Genomic DNA, 22363 nt, shown 5'->3' with positions numbered 1-22363 from the left:
AGAATGCGCAAGCCGGCCTGCGCGCGAGGCGTCAGGCCGGCTGGTAGAGGCGGGCAATCAGGCGCGGGTCAAGGCCACGGCCGGCTGCGGGCGGCCGTTCAGGCGCGACAGGTCCTGGTACAGCGACTGGCCGATTTCGGCGGCGCGGGCGGGCAGCACCGAGAGCAAGGTATCGCTCAGGCCGTGGCTGTTCTCGCAGAAGCCTTGCAGGTAAACCGACGCCTGCAGGTCTGGGCTGGCCAGTACCCGGTAGTTGCGATCGACGCTGAAGTCGTCCAGGTAGCCTGCCAGCGGTGCCAGCAGGTCGCGGTGCGAGCGGCGCTCGTAGCCGGTGGCCAGGATCATCGCATCGTAGCGGTGGGTCTGCTGCTGGCCGGTAGCGAGGTCGCGCAGGGTCAGTTCGAGGCCTTCGCGGGTGGCCACCACCGCTTCCACCTGGCGTCGGCACAGGACGTTATGGCGGAACTGGTGCGCAACCTTCTGGCGATAAAGGATGCCGTAGATGCGCTCGATCAGGTTCAGATCGACCACCGAATAATTGGTGTTGTGGTACTCGCCCAACAGCTTGCTGCGTTGATCGGCCGGCTCGTTGTAGACCAGGTCGGTGTAGCCCGGGGAGAAGATCTCGTTGACGAACGGGCTGTCGTCGGCCGGTTTGAGTGCCGAACCGCGCAGGATCATGTCGACCTTGACCGATGGGTAGCTGTCGTTGAGGTCGATGAATGCCTCGGCGGCGCTCTGACCAGAGCCGATCACCGCGATGCGCATCGGCTTGCCTTCGGTGCAGGGCAGCTTGTTCAGGCTGCTCAGGTATTGGGAGTGGTGGAAGACGCGCGGGTCATCCTTGAAAGCGCCGAACTTTTCCGGAATTTTCGGCGTGCCGCCGCTGCCGACCACCACCGAGCGGGTGCGACGGCTGTATTCGCGGCCTTGCTGATCGCGCGAGACCAAGCGCAGGTGCTCGACCCGGCCGGCGCTCACTTCCGGCTCGATGCGCACCACCTCCTCGCCATACACCGCCTGGGTGGCGAAGTGTTCGGCGGCCCAGCGCAGGTAGTCGTTGTACTCCAGGCGGCAGGGGTAGAAGGTGCCGAGGTTGATGAAGTCGGCCAGGCGCTGCTTCTGGTGCAGGTAATTGACGAAGCTGTAAGGGCTGGTCGGGTTGCGCAGGGAGACCAGGTCCTTGAGGAACGAAATCTGCAGCTCGCTCTGGGTGGCCAGGGTTTCGCCGTGCCAGCGGTAGTCTTTCTGCTTGTCGATGAACAGCGCGTCCAGGGCGTGGCCCTGGGACTGTGCGAGCTCTTCCAGGGCGATGGCCAAGGCCAGGTTGGAAGGACCGAAGCCCACGCCGATCAGATCTTTGATTGTTTCCTGGTTTGAGGACTGGCTCATGGCTGCGATTCCCTGAATGGTCGAATGTGGACGCCCGCCGGGGCTCCGGCTCCTGCGCAAGTACATGTGTTGGAACGAGCCAAGCGGGGGGGAATTTACTGGTAGGGGTAGCGGGTTTTGTCGCCGCTGGTTAAAGAACTGCGGCAGGCGGCCGATAGGGGGTCAAGGCAGGGACTCACCTAAGGCAGGGAATCGGCATGACAGCAATATCTTTGAGCAACCTACATATCAATGGTGTGTCCGCCCAGGCGCTGAGCGCCACGGCAGCCGCTGAGCGCGAGCAGGCAAAACAGGCTGAGCAAAGCGAGAAAGGCGGGCCGGTGACCATCAGCGGCGATACCTTTAAGGTTGGCGGTGGAGGCCAGGCGCAGCCCGCGCAGGGTGGCGAGAGCAGCGGCGAGTCGGCGGCTGTCCAGCAGTTGCGCGAAATGATCAAAGAGCTGCAAAAGCAGCTGGCTGAAGAGCAGAAACAGCTGGCGGCTGTGATGGCGACGAAGATGGATGAGACAACCAAGGCTGCAGCGGTGAGCGCCAAGCAGGCGAGCATCGCCGCGCTTACCGGGCAAATCATGCAAGCGACTGCGCAGTTGCTCACAGCGTTGCAAGAAAGCGGTGGCAGCAGTGCGGGCGGGATGGTCAGTACCCAGGCCTAGCTGACCGGCGCTGTTTATTGACATAGGAGCAGCACAAGGCTGCTCCTACAAGCGCTGGCTTACTCGGCCGCCAGGCGCCCCTTGATCTGCCGGTCAGCCTTGTACTGCATGGCCACCGCCGGCGCCGGTTTGGCTGCCCCGGTTTCCAGCCACTGGCGCATGCGGCTGGCATCGGCGAAGTGGGTGTATTTGCCGAAGGCATCGAGGATCACCATGGCCACCGGGCGGTTGTCCATGCGGGTCAACAGCACCAGGCAATGGCCAGCCTCATTGGTGAAACCGGTCTTGGTCAGTTTGATGTCCCAGTTGCTCTTGTTCACCAGGTGGTCGGTGTTACGGAAGCCCAAGGTGTAGTTGGGTTTGCGGAAGGCCACAGTCTTCTCACGCGTGGTCGACAGCTCGCTCAGCATCGGATACTTGCGCGACGCCATCAGCAGTTTGGACAGGTCGCGGGCGGAAGAGACGTTTTGCGTCGAGAGGCCAGTCGGCTCGACATAGCGGGTGTGCGCCATGCCCAGGCTGCGGGCCTTGGCGTTCATGGCCTTGATGAACGCCGGGTAACCGCCTGGGTAGTGGTTGGCCAAGGTGTTGGCCGCACGGTTCTCCGAAGACATCAAGGTGATCAGCAACGTCTCGCGGCGGTCCAGCTGGCTGCCCAGGCGCACGCGCGAATACACGCCTTTCATCTCCGGGTTGTTGGCGATGGTCATGGTGAGCATTTCATTCATCGGCAACTTGGCGTCCAGTACCACCATCGCTGTCATCAGTTTGGTGACCGATGCAATGGGTACCACGCGGTCGGCGTGGCTGGAATACAGCTCCTGATTGGTGTTCAGGTCGATCAACAGCGCGCTGCCGGAGGCCAGGTGCAGTTTGGCCGGGTCGCGTTGCACCTGGGCCGGGGGTTGTGCAGCAGCAGTCGACGGGAGGGTCGCGGTACCTGTGAGCAACAGCAGCAGGCTGAGGATGGACAGGGATGTTTTCACGTTGAGGCTCACTAAAGGTTGGTATGTCGTTGGCTGTGCAAGGGTTTTCCCCCAAAAAACCGCTGCATTCTGGAGTATGGCTTAACAGCTGTCGATTGCTTGTTTAACCGACCTGTCGAAATGAAAAAAGCTTCATGCTGGATCGGTTCTCCAAGACCCACTCGTCGGATTGTGCGGACAAAAAAGACCCGCCAAACGGCGGGCCAGAAGGGGCGTAGGGAGCAACGCACAACAAATACGGTCAAGCGACCAGGGTATCTGGCTGCAACTGATCGGCCAGGGCCTGGGCCGAGGCGCGAGTCATCAGTGGGCCGCTTACGGCTTCACCGTTGCGCATCAGGTACCAGCACGCCAGCAGGCCCTGCTGACGCAGTGAAGGGGGGACGGCGCTGCCGACAACGGACATGATCTGGAAAGTGGCCATGGGGACCTCCTGTGAAACATGGCTCTACCTTACGCAGCAGCCTCAGCGGTTTGAAATCAATGTGCTCGATAGTGCTCATTAGTTTTATCAACGATCACCAGCGTGGCGGGCCGTAATACACCGGGGGCGGGCCGTAGTAGGTGCGATACCCCGGGGGTGGCGGGGCCGGCGCGTAATAGGGCTGGTAATACACCGGTGCGGGTGGCGGTTGCACATAGACCGGTGGTGGCGCGTAGTAGACGGGCTGACGCTCCACATAGACGGTGCGATCGCGCCCGCCATAAACCGTTGCCCCCACGACGGCACCCACGACCGCCGCGCCAAACAGCGGGCCTGGGCCATACCAGCCTCCGCCACCACCATGGCCACCATGGGCAGCAGCTTGTCCGCTGATGGCCAGGGCACCGACCAGCAGGGCGATTACGGGAATGTGACGGTTCATGAAAACGTCCTCGCAAGGCAGCCCCTCAGGTGGGGTCCTAATTACTATGACCGTTGTCTCTGTCAGCTGAGCACAGGGGAATGGTAAAGGTTGTGTAAGGGACGACCAGTGGTGGTGTCTGTTACGCTGCATAAACGTTTCAGTTCTGAAAACGGAGCAGGTTATGTCGACAACTCCCAGCAAAGACACGGTGCTGTGCATTTCTCTGGCCGGGCGGCCCGGTACCTTCGGCGTGCGTTTCCACAACCACCTCTACCAGCAGTTGGGCCTGGACTTCTATTACAAGGCCATGAGCACTGACGATCTGCCCGCGGCGGTGGCAGGTATTCGTGCCTTGGGTATTCGCGGGTGTGGGGTGTCGATGCCTTACAAGGAGGCCTGCATGGCCCTGGTCGACGAGGTTGACCCGTCCGCTGCGGCAATCGAGTCGGTCAACACGCTGGTCAATACCGCTGGCCATCTGAAGGCGTACAACACTGATTACCTGGCCGTGCGCCAATTGCTGGAACAGCATCGGGTGGCCCCGGCCACCGCCTTTGCCCTGCGCGGCAGTGGCGGCATGGCCAAGGCGGTTGCCAGCGCGTTGCGTGACGCGGGGTTCACCCAGGGCATGATCGTGGCGCGCAATGAGCAGGCGGGGCGGCAATTGGCGGATGTCTGTGGTTATCGGTGGGTGGCCGAGCTCGGTGAGCTGTGCCCGCCGATGCTGGTGAACGTGACGCCGATCGGCATGGCGGGAGGGCCAGAGGCCAACGTGCTGGCGTTTTCCGAACACGCCATCGCAGCAGCCGAGCGGGTAATCGATGTGGTGGCGATGCCGGCGCAGACGCCGTTGATTCGCCGCGCGCAGGCATTGGGCAAGCCCGTAATCACGGGCCTGGAGGTGATTGCGTTGCAGGCGTTGGAACAGTTCGTGCTGTATACCGGCGTGCGGCCGACGCGGGGGCAGGTGGAGGCTGCGGTGGCTTATGCCCGGGATGTCTAGGTCGTCTTTACTGGCCTCTTCGCGGGGACCCCACTGCCCCTAAAAGCCGTGGGGTACACGCAAAAGCCTAGCGCTGATGGAAATCAGAACGCCTTGTGGCCCTTGTCTAGCTGTTCATCCACCAGCGCACGGCCATGGGCCAGCGACACGTGCTGGGCGTTCTCAAGGTCTGAGAAAAATGTCATCGGCATCGAGATACGCTTGCTGGTATGCCCTTCAGGATCGGTGATCAGGCACCCGGCGGCATAGGGCAGGGGGGAGTCGGGGTGGGGCATCACGCTGGCGGTGATCGTGTACTTGCGGTGTTCACAGTGAAGAGATTGCATCGTCCTTACCTCGCTGTGCTTATGAAACCGTTACTTTCATATACCACAGCAAGGGGCCGGGAGTTCCCGGCCCGACGAGCGCATAGCGTTGAGCTTCAGCCTTTGAGTTCGGTCGGCTGAATCACTTCGACCCAGTAACCGTCCGGGTCCTTGATGAAAGCCAGGTGATTCATGCGCCCATCCGCCAGGCGTTTCTGGAAGGGGACGTCGAGTGCTTCGAAGCGCGCGCAGGCTTCGCGCACGTCCGGTACCGAAATGCAGATATGGCCGAAACCACGCGGGTCGGTATTGCCATTGTGGTAGGCAAAATCGGCGTCGTTTTCGGTGCCGTGGTTGTGGGTCAGCTCCAGTACACCTGGGATCGACTTCATCCACTGGTGACGCTCGGCATCATCGGCAGGAATCTGCGCCGGGTCGACCAGGGCCAGGAAGTACAGGCTGAAGGCGGCTTGCGGGAAGTCGCGCTTGTCTACCAGGCGAAAACCCAGCACGCGGGTGTAGAAGTCCAGCGACTTCTCGATGTCCTTGACCCGCAGCATGGTGTGGTTGAAAACGAATGTGGAGGTGGCGGCATCCGGCTGCGCGGTGACGCCAGGCAGGGTTTGCAGATCGTGCAGGCTCATGGGAACTCCTGAGACGGGGCCGGGCGCGAGGCGCCGGCGAAACGGACAGGCTGGCCATGATACGGCAGTGAAGCGATTGCGCAAATGAAAGCGCCCTGCACGAGGCAGGGCGCTTGAATAGAGGCCCGCATGTGCGGGCGCGTGGGGTCGCTAGTCCTTTAGCTGTCTCGATACTGAGCCAGCGCTTGTGAAAAAAGTGTGAAGCCCATGTGGACGTTTCATCAGCGTACCCAACTTTCTACCGTGGCGGGGCCGTACTCTTCTTTCCAGGCCTTCAGCCCACGATGGTTGCCGCCTTTGGTTTCGATCAGTTCGCCGGTGTGTGGGTTTTCGTAAACCTTGACCACGCGCGGGCGCCGCTGTTGTTTGGGGGCTGTGCTGGTGGCACGGGTTGCAGCCTTGGGATCGAGGATGGCGATGATATCGCGCAGACCCTTGTCATAGCTTTTCATCAGGCCGACTAGTTTCTGCTCGAATTCGATTTCGCGTTTCAGGCCGGCATCCTTTTTCAGCGCTTCCAGTTGAGCCATTTGTTCCTGAAGCGCTTTTTCGGCAGCACGAAACTCTGCAAGTCTGGACACTGTAATCACTCCTGTACGTCTTTCGTGGCAGGGCGTGACGAACATTGAAGTAGAACAAAACGCCGGCCACGGGGGTGGGTTCCGCTGTTCGCTGATATCGAGTGTAGTCATTCGTTGCTACTGGGTAAACTGCAAACTTTTTATAAGTAAGCGCGGAACTTTACGCGTTTTTCGGGCGGTATTTTTTAACGATTGCGAAGGCCGTGTCGCCTCGGTCTAGACCAAGGTCCAATAGCCCGTTGTAGAGCCTTTGCGCGATCATTTCAGATGATGCTTGGCCACTGTTCGAGCGTGTCGCAGTACCGCAGCAGGTGATTGCTGCAGGTTGTTTTTTGCCTTTCTTTCTGGATATTTCCACGCATGTTTGCCCCCCTTCCTCACGCCCTTGGGCGCCGTGTTGCCGGCTTGTTCCTTTTGTCTGCCGGCGTCAATGCCCAGGCCGCCGGTTTTCTTGAAGACAGCAGCGCCAAGGTCGAGGCGCGCACTGTCTACTTCAACCGGGACTTTCGTGATGGCCACAGCAGTTCCAGCCAGGGCGCATCCAAGCGCGAAGAGTGGGCGCAAGGCTTCATCCTCAATGTGCAGTCCGGGTTTACCCAGGGGCCAGTAGGGTTTGGTGTGGATGCCCTGGGCATGTTTGGCGTCAAGCTCGACTCCAGCCCGGCGGACAGTAACAGCGGCTTGCTGCCTTCTTCTGGCCATGACCCGCGGCACTCGGCCGATCAGTACGCAAAGATGGGCCTGGCGGCGAAGGTCAAGGTGTCCAACACCGTGCTCAAATATGGATCGATGATGCCCGATGTACCGTTGTTGAAATACAACGATGGCCGCCTGTTGCCGACGATGTTTCAGGGCGCCATGCTCACGTCCGAAGAAGTGCGTGACCTGAAGTTCACCCTGGCCCGCCTGAACAAGTACACCGCGCGTGATTCCACCGATCGCCAGGACATTCGCGTGCACTGCAAGAACAAGCGCTATGCCTGCGACATCGAAGCCGACCACTTTGACTTGGCAGGCCTCGATTACCGCTTCAACGACCGTGTCAGCGGCCAGTACCAGGTGGCCAAGCTGGAAAACATCTATCGCCAGCATTTCCTTGGCCTGGTGGCCAGCCAGCCGCTGACGGTGGGCAGCCTGTCGGCTGACTTGCGCCTGATCAAGAGTGATGACATCGGCAATGCCCGTGCCGGTGAAATCGACCACCGCGCCTTTAGCGGCATGCTCGGTTACAGCCTGGGTGGCCACAAGGTCAGCGCCGGCTGGCAGCGCATGTATGGCGACAGTGCCATGCCTTACTTGGATGGCAGCAACCCGTACCTGGTCAACTACGCTCAGGTCAACGACTTCGCCGCCGCCCAAGAGCGTTCCTGGCAAGTGCGCTATGACTATGACTTCAAGGCACTGGGTGTGCCCGGCCTGACCTTCTTCACCCGTTACATCAATGGCGACCATATCAAGGTCCCGGGCAGCACGGCCGAAGGTAAGGAATGGGAGCGCGACACCGAGTTCAAGTACCAGGTGCAAAGTGGCACCTTCAAGGATGTTAGCGTGCGTTTGCGTAACTCCACCTATCGCAGCAACTATGAGAAGTGGGCGCGTGACATGGACGAGACCCGGGTCATTGTTAGTTACAACTTCTCCCTCTTATAGTGGGTGGCTTTGCCAAACAGTGGTGGCTGGCCGACAATGACCACCGGTAGCGGCAAAGGGCAGGGCAATGAAAGACCTGTTGTTGATTGGCATCGGCCCGGGTGATCCGCGTCAGATCACTTACGAAGCGGTCGAGGCGCTACGCCGCGCCAGCGTGTTCTTCGTGCTCGACAAGGGCACGGAGAAGGACGAACTGGTGCGCTTGCGCAAGATGATTCTCGAACGCTATCGACCCGAAGGCGGCTACCGGCTGGTGCAGGTGGCTGACCCTTCCCGGGATGGCCAGGCGGTGGATTATGTGGGCGCGGTTCAGGACTGGCACCGGCAGCGCTCCGCACTTTATGCCTACATGATCGAGGATGAGATGGGTGTCGGCGATATTGGCGCCTTTCTGTTGTGGGGCGAACCTGGCCTGTACGACAGCACTTTGCGGGTCCTCGACCTTGTCCGCGCAGGCGGCCTGGCATTGCGCCTGGAGGTGATTCCCGGCATCAGCAGTGTGCAGGCCCTGGCGGCTCGTCATCAGGTGCCGCTCAACCGTATCGGCGAGCCACTGACCGTGCTGCCGGGGCGACGCCTGGCCGGGCAGGGCCGCATCGACAACGTGGTGGTGATGCTTGACGGGCAGTGCGCGTTTGCCCAGCTCGACGACCCGGCGTTGATGATTTACTGGGGTGCGTACCTGGGCACCGAGGATGAGGTACTGATTGCTGGGCCGTTGCAGGCGGTGAAGGCACAGATCCTAGAAGTGCGTGAGCGTGAGCGGTTGCGCAAGGGGTGGATCATGGATACCTACCTGTTGCGCAGGGAGCTGTAGTTGGGCGGAACGTGTACTGGCCACTTCGCGGGCAAGCCCGCTCCCACAGGAACTCCACAAATCTTGGGGTTGCGCTGTCATGCAGAGAACAGTGTGGGAGCGGGCGTGCCCGCGAAAGGCGCCACACTGATATCAGGCCTTACCTAATACCTCAGTCATCTTGTTGCGTAACTGTTCGATGCTAAATGGCTTGCCAATCAGGTGCATGCCATCTGGCACACTGACATTCTCGGCATAGCCACTGGCAAACAGCACCGGCAGCAGCGGACGGAGTTCGCGTGCGCGTTGCGCCAGCTCTTCGCCGCGCATGTCGGGCAGGCCTACATCTGTCATCATCAGCGCCAAGCTCTGCGACGCGTCTTCGAGCACCCGCAGTGCTGCGCCGGCGTCTTCTGCCTCGATCACCTTGTAGCCCAACTCGTCGAGCACTTCGACCATCAGCATGCGTACGATGTCGTCGTCTTCGACTACCAGAAGATACATGGTTCGGATCCTGTGAAAATGAATGTCTTTATTCTGTACGCCCGTCGACGGCAGAAGTTCCCGAGGATACCGATCCTTGCAATCAGATGGAACGATTGGCAAACCCAGCCTTCAAATGCTGGCTAAATGCCCTGCCAGACCCGGTAAAGCTGGTTAGACTCGCTATTACCGGTGAGCGCAGCGGCAGACAATTACAAGGGTCTTTCCGCCACACTTCTTAATGGACTTTCTTCGCTCGGGCGTTATCTCATGATTCAAGCAGCCTCGATGGACCAACGAAGCTTCCGCAAGCTGTTGAGCCGCAACGTCGGCCTTCCCCTTGGGGTGGGCCTTTTGGGCGCAGTGGCTTTTGTCGCGGTGATCAACTACCTGCTCTCGGCGATGCAGTGGGTCGAGCATACTGATCGGGTAATCGGCAACGCCAACGAAACGGTCAAGCTGTCGATCGACATGGAAACCGGCATGCGCGGTTTTCTGATCACCGGCGACGAACGCTTTCTCGACCCCTACGAGGTGGCCAAGCCGAAAGTGCTCGGCAGCCTGCAGAGCCTGCGCGGCATGGTCGAAGACAACCCGCAGCAGGTCGATCGTATCGACCGGCTGATGGCCCTGCAGAAGGCTTGGAACGACTTCGGTAACGAAATGATCACCCTGCGCCGTAGTCAGGGTAACTACCAGGAATCGATCGGCAACGGGCGGGGCAAGCGCATCACCGACGAGATCCGCAAGGAGTTCGACGGCCTGATCAGCACGGAACAGCAACTGCGCATGGCCCGTAACGAGAAAGTAAGCGCGGTCACTGTGACCGCGATCTCGGCCTTCGTGCTGTTCATCGTCGGCCTCAGCGCCTTGCTGGCCTACCTTGGGCGCCGGGACCTGCTGGCGCTGTCGGCCAGCTACGACGAAAACCTTCAGGCCCAGCAACGTGCGGCCCAGCGCCTGGAGCACCAGGCTTGGTTGCGCAACGGCCAGACCCAGCTGGCCCAGCAGGTGCTGGGGCAACTGACCCTGCCCATGCTCGGCGACAACATCCTGCGCTTTTTCGCCACCTACCTGGGCTGTGTAGTGGGCGCCATGTATGTGCGCGACGAACACGGCCGACTGGTGCGTGTGGCCAGCTATGGCCTGAGTGCCGAGGAGCAGGCCCGCGAGCAGATCAAGGGCGACCACGATGGCTTGTTGGCCCAGGCCATGCGCGAAGGGCGGCTGTTGCGCCTCGATGATTTGCCCGAAGACTACTATCGCCTGAGCTCTGGCCTTGGCAGCGGCCTGCCGCGCAGCGCATTGCTGATGCCCGCCACCGACGACGGGCAGATCAACGGCGTGATCGAACTTGGCTTCCTGCGCCCCTTGCAGGAGCGCGATGATGAGTTCCTGGAACGGGTCGGTGGCAACCTTGGCATGTCCATCGAAAGTGCGCGTTATCGCCAGCGTCTGCAGGAAGTGCTGGCCGAGACCCAACAGTTGAACGAAGAGCTGCAAGTGCAGCAGGAAGAACTGAAAACCGCCAACGAAGAGCTTGAAGAGCAATCACGCGTACTCAAGGAGTCTCAGGCCCACCTGGAGACCCAGCAGGCTGAACTCGAGCAGACCAACGAGCAGTTGTCTGATCGCACCGACGCTCTGAACCGCAAGAACGACGAGCTGAACCAGGCCCAGCAAGAGCTGCAGGCTCGCGCCGACGACTTGCAGCGCTCCAGCAAGTACAAGTCCGAATTCCTCGCCAACATGTCCCACGAGCTGCGCACGCCACTCAACAGCTCGCTGATTTTGGCCAAGCTGCTGGCGGAAAACGGCGAGGGCAACCTCAGCGAAGAGCAGGTGAAGTTCGCCGAGTCCATCTATTCGGCCGGTAACGACCTGCTGAACCTGATCAACGATATTCTCGACATCGCCAAGGTCGAAGCCGGCAAACTCGAAGTGCGGCCCGAGACCACCCAGGTCGAGCGCCTGGCCGAAGGCTTGCGTGGCATGTTCCAGCCCCTGGCCGGGCACAAGGGCCTGGCCTTCGAGGTCAAGGTCGAGCCGCGGGTGCCGGTCACCCTGTTCACCGACCGCCAGCGCCTGGAGCAGATCCTCAAGAACCTGCTGTCCAACGCCATCAAGTTCACCGAACGTGGCGAAGTCAGCATGAACGTCAGCTTCCAGGCCGGCACCGGTATCGTGTTCTCCGTACGCGATACCGGTATCGGTATTGCCGCTGATCAGCAGCAGGCGATCTTTGGCGCCTTCCACCAGGTTGATGGCACCAGCAATCGCCGCTACGGCGGTACCGGTCTGGGCCTGTCCATCTCCCGTGACCTCGCGCATTTGCTTGGCGGGCAGATCAGCGTCGACAGCAGCCCCGGCCAGGGCAGTGTGTTCAGCCTGATCTTGCCGGAACGTTACGAAGCCGAAACCGATGAAGTCGAGCAGCACAGCCTGCGCCCCGCAGTCGATGCGTTGCCGCCGGCACCGCAGGCTACCGCAGCGCCAGCGCCCAAACGCCCGACACCGGCCTTCAGCGACGACCGCGAGCGTGCCCCCTTCGACAACCGCTGCATCCTGGTGATCGAAGACGAGCCGAACTTTGCCCGCATCCTCTTCGACCTGGCGCACGAGCTGGGTTACAGCTGCCTGGTGGCCCAGGGCGCGGACGAAGGCTTCGAGCTGGCGTCCCAGTACATTCCGGATGCGATCCTGCTGGACATGCGCCTGCCCGACCACTCCGGGCTGACCGTGTTGCAGCGGCTCAAGGCGCTGCCCGGTACCCGTCATATCCCGGTGCACATCATTTCGGTGGAAGACCGCGTCGAGGCGGCCATGCACATGGGCGCTGTGGGTTACGCCGTCAAGCCCACCAGCCGCGAAGAGCTCAAGGAGGTATTCGCTCGTCTGGAAGCCAAATTGACTCAGAAGCTCAAGCACATCCTGCTGGTGGAGGACGATGACCTGCAGCGCGAGAGCATCGCCCGGCTGATTGGCGACGATGACGTCGAGATCACCGCCGTGGCCATGGCCCAGGACGCCCTGGCACTGCTGCGCGAGAACATCTACGACTGCATGATCATCGACCTCAAGTTGCCCGACATGCTCGGCAACGAGCTGCTCAAACGCATGACTGCCGAGGATATCCGTTCATTCCCGCCGGTGATCGTCTACACCGGGCGCAACCTCACCCGCGAAGAAGAAACCGACCTGCTCAAGTACTCGCGCTCGATCATCATCAAGGGCGCCCGCTCACCGGAGCGCCTGCTCGACGAGGTGACGCTGTTCCTGCACAAGGTCGAATCGCAGCTGTCCAACGAGCGTCAGCGCATGCTCAAGACCGCGCGCAGCCGCGACAAAGTGTTCGAAGGCCGCAAGGTGTTGCTGGTGGACGACGATGTGCGCAACATCTTCGCCCTTACCAGCGCCCTGGAGCACAAGGGCGCGATTGTCGAGATTGGCCGCAACGGGCGCGAAGCCATCGAGCGTCTGGAGCAGCACGACGATATCGACCTGGTGCTGATGGACGTGATGATGCCGGAGATGGACGGTTTCGAGGCGACCCGTCTGATCCGCCAGCAAGCGCGCTGGCGCAAGCTGCCGATCATTGCCGTGACCGCCAAGGCGATGAAGGATGACCAGCAGCGATGCCTGCAGGCTGGCGCCAATGACTACCTGGCCAAACCGATCGACCTGGACCGGCTGTTTTCGCTGATCCGCGTCTGGCTGCCGCAACTGGAGCGAATTTGACTAGCGAACGTAATACCGACATCGAGATCCGGCTACTGATTGAGGCGATCTACCTCAAGTACAGCTATGATTTTCGCAATTATTCCGGCGCGTCGATCAAGCGCCGGATTCTTCATGCGCTGCGCCAGTTCGACTGCCTCACGGTATCGGCGCTGCAGGAGCGCGTGCTGCACGACCCGGGCATGTTCATGCAGTTGCTGCAGTTCCTGACGATCCCGGTCAGCGAGATGTTCCGCGACCCGAGCCACTTCCTTGCCCTGCGCAACGAGGTGGTGCCGCTGCTGCGGACCTGGCCGTCGATCAAGATCTGGATCGCCGGTTGCAGCACCGGTGAAGAGGTGTACTCCATGGCCATCCTGCTGCGTGAGGAAGGCCTGCTCGAACGCACCATCATCTACGCTACCGACATCAACCCGCATTCGCTGGACAGGGCCAAGCAGGGCATCTACTCGATGCAGAGCATGCGTGAGTACGCAGACAACTACCGCAAGGCCGGTGGCCGCCGCGACTTCTCCGAGTACTACACGGCCGCTTATGGCAACGCCATCATGGACAGTACCCTGAGGGATAACGTGACCTTCGCCGACCACAGCCTGGCCACCGACAGCGTGTTTTCCGAAACCCAACTGGTGTCGTGCCGCAATGTCCTGATCTACTTCAACAAGGACCTGCAGGATCGAGCCCTGGGGCTGTTCCATGAGTCCCTCTGCCACCGGGGGTTCCTGGTGTTGGGCAGCAAGGAATCGGTAGATTTTTCGGCCTACAGCGAGCGCTTCGAGCCGCTGGTCAAGCCCGAACGGATCTACCGCAAATCATGAACGGCGTCCGTGCGGTGGTGATTGGCGCCTCGGCTGGCGGGGTGGCGGCATTGTTCCAGGTGCTGGGTGCGCTGCCGACGGCGTTCACCCTCCCGGTGTTATGTGTGCTGCACTTGCCGGACAGCCGTCACAGCCAGTTGGCTGAGGTGTTGCAGCGGCGCTTGCATCGACCCGTGCACGAGGCCTGTGACAAGGAACGGATCAGCGCCGGGCAGATCTATGTCGCGGGGCCGGGCTATCACCTCTCGGTGGAGCACGACCTGACGCTGTCGCTGAGCCAGGAAGCACCGGTGCATTTCTCGCGCCCGGCCATCGACTTTTTGTTCATGTCGGCGGCCGATGCCTACGGCAGCGGCCTGCTGGGCGTACTGCTTACCGGCGCCAACGAAGACGGCGCCGCGGGCTTGGCTTACATCAACAACAATGGGGGCCGCACGATTGTCCAGGACCCTCGCGACGCACAGGTCGCGCTGATGCCGGAGGCCGCTTTGGCTCTGCACCAGCCTGACCATATCCTTACTCTGAGTGGTATCGGGCAGTTGCTCGCGACCCTGGAAACCAGCGCATGCTAAGCCACACCATCGCCAAACTGCTGATCGTCGACGACCTGCCGGAAAACCTGCTGGCGCTCGATGCCCTGATCCAGGGCGAAGACCGCGAGGTGCACCAGGCTCAGTCTGCCGAAGCCGCATTGTCGCTGCTGCTCGAGCACGAATTTGCGCTGGCCATCCTTGATGTGCAAATGCCAGGCATGAATGGCTTCGAGCTGGCCGAATTGATGCGTGGCACCGACAAGACCAAGAACATCCCCATCGTTTTCGTCAGTGCGGCGGGGCGCGAGATGAATTACGCCTTCAAAGGCTATGAGAGCGGGGCCGTGGACTTTTTGCACAAGCCGCTCGATACCCTGGCGGTGAAAAGCAAGGTCTCGGTGTTCGTCGACCTGTTCCGCCAGCGCAAGGTCCTTGGCCGGCAATTGGAAGCCCTGGAGCGCAGTCGCCAGGAGCAGGAGGTATTGCTGGGCCAGCTGCAGCTGGCGCGGGGCGAGCTGGAGCATGCAGTGCGCATGCGTGACGATTTCATGTCGATCGTGTCCCACGAGGTGCGTACGCCACTCAACGGCCTGATCCTGGAAACCCAGCTGCGCAAGATGCACCTGGCACGGGGCAACCTGGACGCCTTCAGCGCGGACAAGCTGCAGGCCATGGTCGAGCGTGACGAGCGGCAGATCAACAGCCTGATACGCCTGATCGAGGACATGCTCGACGTCTCGCGCATTCGCACCGGCAAGTTGTCGCTGCGGCCCCGGGTGTTCGATATCGGCCAACTGGTGCGTGGCCTGGTGGAAAACTTCACGGCCCAGGCAACGGCGCTGGACACCCATATCGCGCTGCAGCGCTGCGAGGCGTTGCGCGGCGAGTGGGATGAATTTCGGATTGAACAAGTGGTAGCCAACCTGTTGTCCAATGCGTTGCGTTATGGCGAGCGCAAAGCGGTGCAGGTGCGTGTGTTCGCCCAGGACGGCATGGCCTGGGTGCAGGTGCAGGATCACGGTATCGGCATCAGCGCGGCCAACCAGCAGCGGATCTTCCAGCAGTTCGAGCGGGTCGCTGCCCAGCAGGCCAGTGGTGGGTTAGGGTTGGGGCTGTACATCTCCGAGCAGATCGTCCACGCCCACGGTGGGCGGATTCTGGTGGACAGCGAGGAAGGCGAGGGTGCCACATTCACCCTGCAATTGCCGCTTGCAACGTACGAAGAACAAAACGACCAGGTGCGGGCAACCTCCGCGTAAGCCTGGGGTCAGATGGCCAACTGTAAGCATTTCAAGGCGTTATCATGAGTGAAGATGCACAAGATGTGGTGCTGGTGGTCGAGGATGAACCGGTTATTCGCATGATCCTGCGCGATTACCTGGCCGGTGAGGGCTATCACGTACTGGTGGCTGAAGACGGTGAGCAAGCGTTCAAGATCCTGGCAAGCAAGCCACATCTGGACTTGATGGTCACCGATTTTCGTTTGCCAGGGGGCATTTCCGGGGTAGAGATCGCTGAACCTGCGGTGAAGCTGCGACCGGAGCTGAAGGTGATCTTCATCAGTGGCTACCCGGCGGAGATTCTTGAATCGGGCAGCCCGATCGCGCGCAAGGCGCCGATCCTGGCCAAGCCGTTCGACCTGGATACCCTGCATGAGCAGATCCAGGCGCTGCTGCGCTGAGGCTGGCCCATACGCCGTCTTTGTGTAGGCGATTGCCCAGGCCCTTGGGGTAACAGTGGTCATGTGGGAGCGGGCTTGCCCCGCGAACGGGGCCACGCGGAGCATGGCACCGGCTTCGCCGGTGTTCGCGGGGCAAGCCCGCTCCCACAGAGTTGCTGCTAAATCAATGAGTCAAGTTTTGTTCTATGGGAGCAGCACAAGGCTGCTCCAAAAGCGCGAAGGTCAGCGTAGGGTTCGCTCAATGCCCCCCAGCAGCAGGCTCTCCATCAGTCCCAGCCCTTCGCCTTCCGGCAGGCGCCGTGCCTGCAGCAGCCCTGGCAACTGGTTGAGCAACGTCGCCAGTACATGCGCGGTCGCCGCCAGCGCTTCGCCTTTAAGGCTTGCCCGCGGTGCAATCAGGTGCAGCACCCCCGTTTCGTAACGCCTACGCAGTAGCATCAGGCGCGCCTGTTGCGCCTCGCTCAAACAGCAAAAGTCCCGCTCTGCCAGACGAAACTGCAAAGGCCGCTCGGCATGCAACTGCCAGTGCGCCGCGATCAGGCAAGACAACGCCGATGTGCCACGGGCCATGGCGCGGCGGCCTTGGTCTAGCGTTGCCTGCAGCTCTTCATACAACTCCTCGATCAAGTCGTACAACAGGTCCTGTTTGCTGGGGAAATGGTGATACAGCGAGCCCGCGGTCAACCCTATATGGGCTGCCAGTTCACGCATGCTGACCTGGCCGAAGCCCTTTTCGGCAAACAGCGCCATGGCCTGGTCACGTCGCTCTTCAAAGCTGGCACAGCGCATTGCAGCGTTGACCGGGGGCATGGCACTCGCTCCTCAATAGGTGAAGAAACCGCGGCCGCTCTTGCGCCCCAGCCAACCGGCCGCGACCATTTCCTTGAGCAACGGGGCAGGGCGGTACTTGCTGTCATTGAAGCCTTCATGGAAGGCCTCCATGATCGCCAGCAGGGTATCCAGGCCAATCAGGTCGGCCAGTGCCAGCGGGCCAATCGGCTGGTTGCAGCCCAGGCGCATGCCGGTGTCGATGTCCTCGGCACTGGCCAGGCCTTCCTGGCGCACGAAGACCGCTTCGTTGATCATCGGCACCAGAATGCGGTTGACCACGAAACCCGGGCGATTGCCGGCGGTAATCGGTGTCTTGCCCACCTTCTCGGTCACCAGCAAGGCCTGGGCATAGGTACTGTCGCTGGTCTGCAGACCACGGATGATCTCGACCAGAGCCATCATTGGCACCGGGTTGAAGAAGTGCACGCCGATGAAGCGCTCAGGGTGCTCGATGCTCGCGGCCAGTTGGGTGACTGACAGCGACGAGGTATTGGTGGCAATCAGGCAGTCGGCGGTAACGTTGGCCGCCACTTGCTGAAGAATGCGCTGCTTGAGCTGCAGGTTTTCGGTAGCCGCCTCGATCACCAGCTGCGCGCCATTGAGCTGGGCATAGTCGGTGCTGGTGCGGATACGAGCTCTTGCGGCTTGTGCTTTCTCGGCGTCGAGTGTGCCTTTGCTGACCTGGCGCTCGAGGTTTTTGCTCAAGGTCGCCACGCCACGCTCCAGCGCAGCATCGGACACGTCCACCAGTAGCACCTGATAACCCGCCACCGCGCACACTTGGGCGATGCCGTTGCCCATGGTGCCTGCGCCGATTACGGCAATGTGTTCAATGTTCATGTGTCAGTTTCCCTCAGACGCGCTCGAAGACCACGGCGATGCCTTGGCCGCCGCCGATGCACATGGTGGCCAGGGCGTAACGGCCCTGAATGCGGTGCAGCTCATGGATGGCCTTGGTAGCGATGATCGCGCCCGTGGCGCCGACCGGGTGGCCGAGGGAGATGCCCGAACCGTTCGGGTTGACCTTTTCCGGGTCGAAGCCGAGCTCACGGGCCACGGCGCAGGCTTGGGAGGCGAAGGCCTCGTTGGACTCGATCACGTCCAGGTCGTGGACGTTGAGGCCGGCTTTTTCCAACACCTTGCGGGTCGCGGGGATCGGGCCCAGGCCCATCAGTTCGGGTTCGACGCCGGCATGGGCGTAGGCCACCAGGCGTGCCAGCGGCTTCAGGCCCAGGCGGCGCACGGCGTCACCGCTGGCCAGCACCAGGCCGGCAGCGCCGTCGTTGATACCGCTGGCGTTGCCGGCGGTGACGGTGCCATCTTTCTTGAACACGGTCTTCATCGCGGCCAACTGCTCTGCGGTGACATCGCCACGCACGTGTTCGTCGACGCTGAACTGCACACTGCCTTTGCGGGTTTTCAGTTCCAGCGGGACGATCTGGCTGGTGAAGCGGCCTTCGGCAATGGCGCGCGCGGCGCGGCGCTGGCTGGTCAGGGCCAGTTCGTCCTGCATTTCACGGGTAATACCGTGTTTGGCCGAGACGTTTTCGGCCGTGATGCCCATGTGGAAGTGTTCGAAGGGGTCCTGCAGCACGCCGACCGTGTAGTCGATGCCTTGCAGGTCGCCCATGCGCGCGCCCCAACGTGCCTGTGGCAGCAAGTAAGGGCCGCGGCTCATGGACTCGGCGCCGGCCGCCAGGGCCACGTCGGTGTCGCCCAGCAGCAGGCATTGGGCGGCTGAGACGATGGCCTGCAAGCCCGAGCCGCACAGGCGGTTGACGTTGAAGGCAGGGGTTTCCTTGGGGATGCCAGCGTTCATCGCCGCCACCCGGGCCAGGTAGGCATCACGGGGCTCGGTGGGGATCACGCTACCCATCACCATATGGCCGATTTGCCCGGCATCCACGCCCGAACGCTCGATGGCGGCACGGGCCACGGCGGTGGCGAGGTCGGCCAGTGGCAGGTCCTTGAGAGAACCACCAAAGCCACCAATGGCTGAACGGACGGCACTGACGACGTAGATTTCTGCGCTGCTCATAAGGGCTCCGATTGCGAAGGCGTGGCGGGACCGGGCCCGGCTCTGCGAGAATGGCCGGCGATCCCTTCGATCATCCGAGTCTAGGCAAAGGCACTGCCAGAGCCTATGCCGGATCTGTTCAATCAACCTGGCACTTTTTGCCACTCAGCATAGACAGCGAAATCCGCCATGCGCGATAGCGATACAGTCGCCGTGTACTTCCTTGAGGCCATGCTTCATGCCCTGCGTGAGCGCCCGAACGTGCGCGATGCGCACCTGCGTGCGGTCGGCATCGATCCACAGCTGCTCGAACAGCCCCAGGCCCGCGTGCCGGCCAAGGCGTTCGCCCAGCTGTGGCTGGCCCTGATCGAGCTGCTGGACGACGAGTTCTTCCGCCTCGACAGCCACGGTATGCCGCCGGGCAGCTTTGCCTTGATCTGTCGTGGCGTGATTCACGAACCGAACCTGGAAAAAGCCTTGCGTCAGTGCATGGGTGGCTTTGGCCTGTTCCTGCGCGACCTGCGCGGCAGCCTTACGGTACGTGGCGCCAGGGCGGTGATCAGCGTGCAGTCGAGCATTGCCGACCCGTTGACCCGGGTGTATGCCGAGGAAACCTACCTGGTGTTGATGATCGGCCTGCTGTGCTGGCTGGCGGGGCGGCGTATCGGCATCGACCGCACTGAGCTTGCGGTGTCGCGCCCGGCCCAGGACGATGACCTGTTGCTGTGGGGGCCGGACCTGCGCCTGGGCAGTGGGCGCACCGAAGTGGAGTTCGACAGTGCCTACCTGCGCCTGCCGGTGGTGCAGGGCCTGCCGGCCTTGAAGGCCTTCCTGCGCAGCGCCCCCCAAGGCCTGGTGATTCGCTTTCGCAACCAGAACGGCCTGGTGGCCGACGTCTACCGCCACCTGCGCGCACGGCGTTACGGGCAATGGCCGACGTTGGCGGCGTTGGCGCAGTTGCAGGGTATCAGCGCCAGTACCTTCCGCCGCCAGTTGGAGCGGGAAGGGCGTTCGTACCAGCAGATCAAGGACGAAGTGCGCCGGGCGATGGCCTTCGAGCACCTGCGCGAAGGGCTACTGAGCATCGCCGAGGTGGCCGAGCAGGCCGGGTTTCAGGAGCCCAGCGCGTTTCACCGGGCGTTCAAGAAATGGACTGGGCAAAGCCCCGGAAGTTACAGAGTGCGGTTGGCAAGCAGCCCTGCTGCCGGCAAGCCGGCCACAGGGCCTGTAAAAGCCATCAATCCTGCAGGTTCGCCGCCAGTGCCTTGACCCGCTTCAGATCGCCGTTTGCCACCTTGGTGACTCCGGCGCCGTACGCGGCATCGGCCTTGTACAGGAAGGACAGGATAATGTGCTTGCTCTGATCATCGGCCGCTGCCAGCGACTGGCCAAAGCTATTGATCAAGTCCCGCTGCTCGCTTTTGGAATAGGCGCGATACAGCTCGCCGGCCTGCTTGAAATTCTGTTCGCGGGCGATGCCCTGCTGCTGGGTCGTGCCGCTTAGCGGTAATTGGCTTGTCCGGGCCAGGTCGCTGGTGCTGCGCGGCTGCAGCCGGCTTGGCTGGTAATTGACCATGTCATTGGACCGACCAGGGTTGAGCGCGCCATCCTGATTGCCGTTGTTGACGGCAGCTCGCGGCTGGTTGATGGGCAGGCTATTGGCGTTGGCCCCAACCCGATACATCTGGGTATCGGCGTAGGAGAACAGTCGGCCTTGCAACAACCGGTCTTCGGACGGCTCGATGCCTGGGATCAGGTTGGACGGGGCCAGGGCCACCTGTTCGGTTTCCTGGAAGAAGTTGCCAACGTTGCGGTTGAGCACCATCTGGCCGACCCGACGCTCGGGTACATCCGGCCAGACTTTGGTAGGGTCCAGCGGGTCGAAGTCAAAGCCAGCCAGTTGATTGGGGTGCAGGGTTTGAATATAGAGGTCCCATTTGGGAAACTCGCCACGGCCGATAGCGGTGACCAGGTCTTGTGTCATGTGGTTGAAGTCCTTGCCCTGAATCTGTTCGACGGCCTTGGGGTCGAGGTTTTCCCGACCTTGCAGGCTTTTCCAGCGAAACTTCACGTAAGTGGCTTCACCCTTGGCATTGACGAACTTGTAGGCATGCACACTGTTGCCATCCATATGCCGATAGCTTTTCGGCGTACCTTCGTTGGAGTAGAGCAGGGTGAGAGTGCGTGTAGCCTCGGGCATGTGCGAGAACAGATCGAAGCGCCGCGCATCGTTGCCGAGGTTGGTGCGCGGGTCTGGCTTGAAGGCGTGGACCATGTCCGGGAACTTGATCGCGTCACGGATGAAGAAGGTCGGGAAGTTGTTACCCACCAGGTCCCAGTTGCCGGTACTGGTGTAGAAGCGCGTGGCGAACCCACGTGGGTCGCGCAGGGTTTCCGGAGAATGCAGGCCGTGTACCACGGAAGAGAAACGTACGAATACCGGGGTCTTCTCGCCTGAGGTGAATAACGGCGCCTGCGTCAATGCGCGTAGGTCCTCGGAGGCGGTGAACTCACCGTGAGCGCCGGTACCGCGAGCATGTACCACACGTTCAGGAATGCGCTCACGGTCGAACCGTTGCAGCTTCTGGATCAACTGCACATCCTGCAGCAGCGTGGGCCCGGTAGCACCGGCGGTCTGTGAATGCTGGTTCTCGCCAACGGCTGCGCCGTTGTCGCGGGTCAGCGGTGCGGCTTGCAGATGAGCACTGGCAAAAAATGCTGCGCACAGCAGGGGCAGGCTGCGCATGGGTGGGCGGGTTACTCTCATCGGGGCTACTCGGTTGTTGTTCGAGTGCCCGATGTTAGTAACGCCACAGGTAGGACGCAGTAGGGGAGCTCACTTCGTCCTGTGGGACCTTTCACCGCTTACTCAGACCGGCACCATCGCAAAGCCGACGCCGAAGCGGTTCCAGGCATTGATGGTGGCGATGGCCAGTGTCAGGTTGACCACTTCCTGCGGTTCGAAATGCGCTTGCAGCGCCTCGTATTCCGGCTGTGGGGCACCGCGCTCTGGCAGGCGGGTCAGGTTCTCTACCCACGCCAGCGCGGCGCGTTCGCGGGGGGTGAAATAGGCGGTTTCCTGCCATACGCTCAGTGTCTGCAAACGGGCTTCGGTTTCGCCGGCTTGGCGTGCGTCATTGGCATGCATGTTGACGCAGTAAGCGCAGCCGTTGATCTGCGATGCGCGCAGGCGTACCAGTTCGAGCAGTGAATTTTCCAGGCCGCTCTTGGCCAGGGCCTGTTCCAGGCCGACCATGGCTTTGTAGGCTTCCGGTGCGTGTTTGGCCCATTCGATGCGCGTGTTCATGGTGATCTCCAGAAGGTGTGAGGCGGACAGGGCGCTACCTTAGCGCTTTCCATCGACCGCCCCGATAGCCAATCGCATCGTTTACCGGGGGGCCAAT

At 61.6% G+C, this 22363-nt stretch carries 23 protein-coding genes; 10 read left to right on the top strand and 13 right to left on the bottom strand.

The features are described 5' to 3' along the window. Positions 1-57: 57 nt before the first annotated feature. Entirely contained in the window at positions 58-1392 is a 1335-nt protein-coding gene (locus ACSSU5_RS00735) for a lysine N(6)-hydroxylase/L-ornithine N(5)-oxygenase family protein (protein WP_492560388.1), read from the bottom strand. Positions 1393-1589: 197 nt separating this feature from the next. Here ACSSU5_RS00735 and ACSSU5_RS00730 point away from each other — a divergent pair, with 197 nt between their 5' ends. Then, on the top strand, positions 1590-2045 hold the full coding sequence (locus tag ACSSU5_RS00730) for a hypothetical protein (protein ID WP_492560387.1): 456 nt from the start codon (positions 1590-1592) through the stop codon (positions 2043-2045). Between the two features lie 59 nt (positions 2046-2104). On the opposite strand, the gene pbpG is transcribed toward ACSSU5_RS00730, so the two are convergent. The 3 genes from pbpG to ACSSU5_RS00715 all read right to left on the bottom strand — a co-directional run bounded on the left by pbpG (position 2105) and on the right by ACSSU5_RS00715 (position 3897). Next, on the bottom strand, positions 2105-3031 hold the full coding sequence (gene pbpG / locus ACSSU5_RS00725; RefSeq protein WP_264312726.1) for a D-alanyl-D-alanine endopeptidase: 927 nt from the start codon (positions 3029-3031) through the stop codon (positions 2105-2107). Positions 3032-3272: 241 nt separating this feature from the next. Next, the gene (locus ACSSU5_RS00720; protein ID WP_264312727.1) at positions 3273-3455 is read right to left on the bottom strand and encodes a hypothetical protein; all 183 of its coding nucleotides are present in this window, start codon (positions 3453-3455) and stop codon (positions 3273-3275) included. Positions 3456-3549: 94 nt separating this feature from the next. Continuing rightward, complete coding sequence (locus tag ACSSU5_RS00715) at positions 3550-3897, bottom strand: hypothetical protein (protein WP_264312728.1); 348 nt, start codon at positions 3895-3897, stop codon at positions 3550-3552. 163 nt (positions 3898-4060) lie between these two features. Between ACSSU5_RS00715 and ACSSU5_RS00710 the strand changes: the two genes are divergently transcribed. Further along, complete coding sequence (locus ACSSU5_RS00710; protein WP_492560386.1) at positions 4061-4882, top strand: shikimate 5-dehydrogenase; 822 nt, start codon at positions 4061-4063, stop codon at positions 4880-4882. Positions 4883-4965: 83 nt separating this feature from the next. Here the strand turns inward: ACSSU5_RS00710 and ACSSU5_RS00705 are convergent, their stop codons facing one another. From ACSSU5_RS00705 to ACSSU5_RS00695, 3 genes are all read right to left on the bottom strand, one after another. Further along, entirely contained in the window at positions 4966-5208 is a 243-nt protein-coding gene (locus ACSSU5_RS00705; protein ID WP_492560385.1) for a hypothetical protein, read from the bottom strand. 95 nt (positions 5209-5303) lie between these two features. Further along, complete coding sequence (gloA, locus tag ACSSU5_RS00700) at positions 5304-5831, bottom strand: lactoylglutathione lyase (protein ID WP_264312731.1); 528 nt, start codon at positions 5829-5831, stop codon at positions 5304-5306. A gap of 221 nt (positions 5832-6052) precedes the next feature. Beyond that, positions 6053-6412, bottom strand: a complete 360-nt coding sequence (locus tag ACSSU5_RS00695) for a histone-like nucleoid-structuring protein, MvaT/MvaU family (protein WP_264313904.1) — start codon at positions 6410-6412, stop codon at positions 6053-6055. A gap of 360 nt (positions 6413-6772) precedes the next feature. Here ACSSU5_RS00695 and ACSSU5_RS00690 point away from each other — a divergent pair, with 360 nt between their 5' ends. Together ACSSU5_RS00690 and cobF are read left to right on the top strand one after the other, a co-directional pair. Next, complete coding sequence (locus tag ACSSU5_RS00690) at positions 6773-8062, top strand: OprD family porin (protein ID WP_492560384.1); 1290 nt, start codon at positions 6773-6775, stop codon at positions 8060-8062. A 67-nt stretch (positions 8063-8129) separates the two neighbouring features. After that, entirely contained in the window at positions 8130-8879 is a 750-nt protein-coding gene (gene cobF / locus ACSSU5_RS00685; RefSeq protein WP_492560383.1) for a precorrin-6A synthase (deacetylating), read from the top strand. Between the two features lie 132 nt (positions 8880-9011). Here cobF and ACSSU5_RS00680 read toward each other — a convergent pair whose 3' ends face one another. Further along, the gene (locus ACSSU5_RS00680; RefSeq protein ID WP_264312734.1) at positions 9012-9362 is read right to left on the bottom strand and encodes a response regulator; all 351 of its coding nucleotides are present in this window, start codon (positions 9360-9362) and stop codon (positions 9012-9014) included. Between the two features lie 249 nt (positions 9363-9611). Between ACSSU5_RS00680 and ACSSU5_RS00675 the strand changes: the two genes are divergently transcribed. Genes ACSSU5_RS00675 through ACSSU5_RS00655 form a run of 5 tightly spaced genes read left to right on the top strand, consistent with a single transcriptional unit; the run spans position 9612 to position 16111 of the window. Then, on the top strand, positions 9612-13079 hold the full coding sequence (locus tag ACSSU5_RS00675) for a response regulator (protein WP_492560382.1): 3468 nt from the start codon (positions 9612-9614) through the stop codon (positions 13077-13079). Further along, positions 13076-13897, top strand: a complete 822-nt coding sequence (locus ACSSU5_RS00670) for a CheR family methyltransferase (RefSeq protein WP_492560381.1) — start codon at positions 13076-13078, stop codon at positions 13895-13897. Before ACSSU5_RS00675 ends, ACSSU5_RS00670 begins: the two co-directional genes overlap by 4 nt. Then, the gene (locus tag ACSSU5_RS00665) at positions 13894-14469 is read left to right on the top strand and encodes a chemotaxis protein CheB (RefSeq protein WP_264312737.1); all 576 of its coding nucleotides are present in this window, start codon (positions 13894-13896) and stop codon (positions 14467-14469) included. The genes ACSSU5_RS00670 and ACSSU5_RS00665 overlap by 4 nt, the downstream gene beginning before the upstream one ends. Then, a complete protein-coding gene (locus ACSSU5_RS00660; protein ID WP_264312738.1) occupies positions 14463-15689 on the top strand; it encodes a hybrid sensor histidine kinase/response regulator in 1227 nt (408 codons plus the stop codon). The genes ACSSU5_RS00665 and ACSSU5_RS00660 overlap by 7 nt, the downstream gene beginning before the upstream one ends. Positions 15690-15733: 44 nt before the next feature. Further along, entirely contained in the window at positions 15734-16111 is a 378-nt protein-coding gene (locus tag ACSSU5_RS00655) for a response regulator (protein ID WP_264312739.1), read from the top strand. Positions 16112-16333: 222 nt separating this feature from the next. Here ACSSU5_RS00655 and ACSSU5_RS00650 read toward each other — a convergent pair whose 3' ends face one another. From ACSSU5_RS00650 to ACSSU5_RS00640, 3 genes are read right to left on the bottom strand one after another with little or no spacing between them, the layout of a single operon-like run. Beyond that, on the bottom strand, positions 16334-16921 hold the full coding sequence (locus tag ACSSU5_RS00650) for a TetR/AcrR family transcriptional regulator (RefSeq protein ID WP_264312741.1): 588 nt from the start codon (positions 16919-16921) through the stop codon (positions 16334-16336). Positions 16922-16933: 12 nt separating this feature from the next. Then, positions 16934-17782, bottom strand: a complete 849-nt coding sequence (locus ACSSU5_RS00645) for a 3-hydroxybutyryl-CoA dehydrogenase (RefSeq protein ID WP_492560380.1) — start codon at positions 17780-17782, stop codon at positions 16934-16936. A 13-nt stretch (positions 17783-17795) separates the two neighbouring features. Continuing rightward, positions 17796-18980, bottom strand: coding sequence for an acetyl-CoA C-acyltransferase family protein (locus ACSSU5_RS00640; RefSeq protein ID WP_492560379.1), 1185 nt, complete (start codon positions 18978-18980; stop codon positions 17796-17798). Between the two features lie 168 nt (positions 18981-19148). On the opposite strand from ACSSU5_RS00640, the gene ACSSU5_RS00635 reads away from it, so the two are divergent. Beyond that, positions 19149-20228, top strand: a complete 1080-nt coding sequence (locus ACSSU5_RS00635) for an AraC family transcriptional regulator (protein ID WP_492560378.1) — start codon at positions 19149-19151, stop codon at positions 20226-20228. On the opposite strand, the gene ACSSU5_RS00630 is transcribed toward ACSSU5_RS00635, so the two are convergent. Then, the gene (locus ACSSU5_RS00630) at positions 20197-21705 is read right to left on the bottom strand and encodes a catalase (protein ID WP_492561291.1); all 1509 of its coding nucleotides are present in this window, start codon (positions 21703-21705) and stop codon (positions 20197-20199) included. The two genes, ACSSU5_RS00635 and ACSSU5_RS00630, sit on opposite strands and share 32 nt — an antisense overlap. A gap of 123 nt (positions 21706-21828) precedes the next feature. After that, positions 21829-22266, bottom strand: a complete 438-nt coding sequence (locus ACSSU5_RS00625) for a carboxymuconolactone decarboxylase family protein (protein ID WP_264312745.1) — start codon at positions 22264-22266, stop codon at positions 21829-21831. Positions 22267-22363: the final 97 nt, after the last annotated feature.

Source organism: Pseudomonas sp. E1MeOHC2, from assembly GCF_058745025.1.
This window is presented reverse-complemented; position numbering and strand designations above follow the sequence as displayed.

What these genes read in the sequence shown, in the direction of transcription:
- ACSSU5_RS00640 (WP_492560379.1), bottom strand. Translation starts at nt 18,980, where the DNA reads ATGAGCAGCGCAGAAATCTACGTCGTCAGTGCCGTCCGTTCAGCCATT.
- ACSSU5_RS00635 (WP_492560378.1), top strand. Translation starts at nt 19,149, where the DNA reads ATGCGCGATAGCGATACAGTCGCCGTGTACTTCCTTGAGGCCATGCTT.
- ACSSU5_RS00715 (WP_264312728.1), bottom strand. Translation starts at nt 3,897, where the DNA reads ATGAACCGTCACATTCCCGTAATCGCCCTGCTGGTCGGTGCCCTGGCC.
- ACSSU5_RS00645 (WP_492560380.1), bottom strand. Translation starts at nt 17,782, where the DNA reads ATGAACATTGAACACATTGCCGTAATCGGCGCAGGCACCATGGGCAAC.
- ACSSU5_RS00705 (WP_492560385.1), bottom strand. Translation starts at nt 5,208, where the DNA reads ATGCAATCTCTTCACTGTGAACACCGCAAGTACACGATCACCGCCAGC.
- ACSSU5_RS00690 (WP_492560384.1), top strand. Translation starts at nt 6,773, where the DNA reads ATGTTTGCCCCCCTTCCTCACGCCCTTGGGCGCCGTGTTGCCGGCTTG.
- cobF (WP_492560383.1), top strand. Translation starts at nt 8,130, where the DNA reads ATGAAAGACCTGTTGTTGATTGGCATCGGCCCGGGTGATCCGCGTCAG.
- ACSSU5_RS00720 (WP_264312727.1), bottom strand. Translation starts at nt 3,455, where the DNA reads ATGGCCACTTTCCAGATCATGTCCGTTGTCGGCAGCGCCGTCCCCCCT.
- ACSSU5_RS00710 (WP_492560386.1), top strand. Translation starts at nt 4,061, where the DNA reads ATGTCGACAACTCCCAGCAAAGACACGGTGCTGTGCATTTCTCTGGCC.
- ACSSU5_RS00675 (WP_492560382.1), top strand. Translation starts at nt 9,612, where the DNA reads ATGATTCAAGCAGCCTCGATGGACCAACGAAGCTTCCGCAAGCTGTTG.
- ACSSU5_RS00730 (WP_492560387.1), top strand. Translation starts at nt 1,590, where the DNA reads ATGACAGCAATATCTTTGAGCAACCTACATATCAATGGTGTGTCCGCC.
- ACSSU5_RS00665 (WP_264312737.1), top strand. Translation starts at nt 13,894, where the DNA reads ATGAACGGCGTCCGTGCGGTGGTGATTGGCGCCTCGGCTGGCGGGGTG.
- ACSSU5_RS00735 (WP_492560388.1), bottom strand. Translation starts at nt 1,392, where the DNA reads ATGAGCCAGTCCTCAAACCAGGAAACAATCAAAGATCTGATCGGCGTG.
- ACSSU5_RS00650 (WP_264312741.1), bottom strand. Translation starts at nt 16,921, where the DNA reads ATGCCCCCGGTCAACGCTGCAATGCGCTGTGCCAGCTTTGAAGAGCGA.
- ACSSU5_RS00680 (WP_264312734.1), bottom strand. Translation starts at nt 9,362, where the DNA reads ATGTATCTTCTGGTAGTCGAAGACGACGACATCGTACGCATGCTGATG.
- ACSSU5_RS00655 (WP_264312739.1), top strand. Translation starts at nt 15,734, where the DNA reads ATGAGTGAAGATGCACAAGATGTGGTGCTGGTGGTCGAGGATGAACCG.
- ACSSU5_RS00625 (WP_264312745.1), bottom strand. Translation starts at nt 22,266, where the DNA reads ATGAACACGCGCATCGAATGGGCCAAACACGCACCGGAAGCCTACAAA.
- ACSSU5_RS00630 (WP_492561291.1), bottom strand. Translation starts at nt 21,705, where the DNA reads ATGCGCAGCCTGCCCCTGCTGTGCGCAGCATTTTTTGCCAGTGCTCAT.
- ACSSU5_RS00660 (WP_264312738.1), top strand. Translation starts at nt 14,463, where the DNA reads ATGCTAAGCCACACCATCGCCAAACTGCTGATCGTCGACGACCTGCCG.
- gloA (WP_264312731.1), bottom strand. Translation starts at nt 5,831, where the DNA reads ATGAGCCTGCACGATCTGCAAACCCTGCCTGGCGTCACCGCGCAGCCG.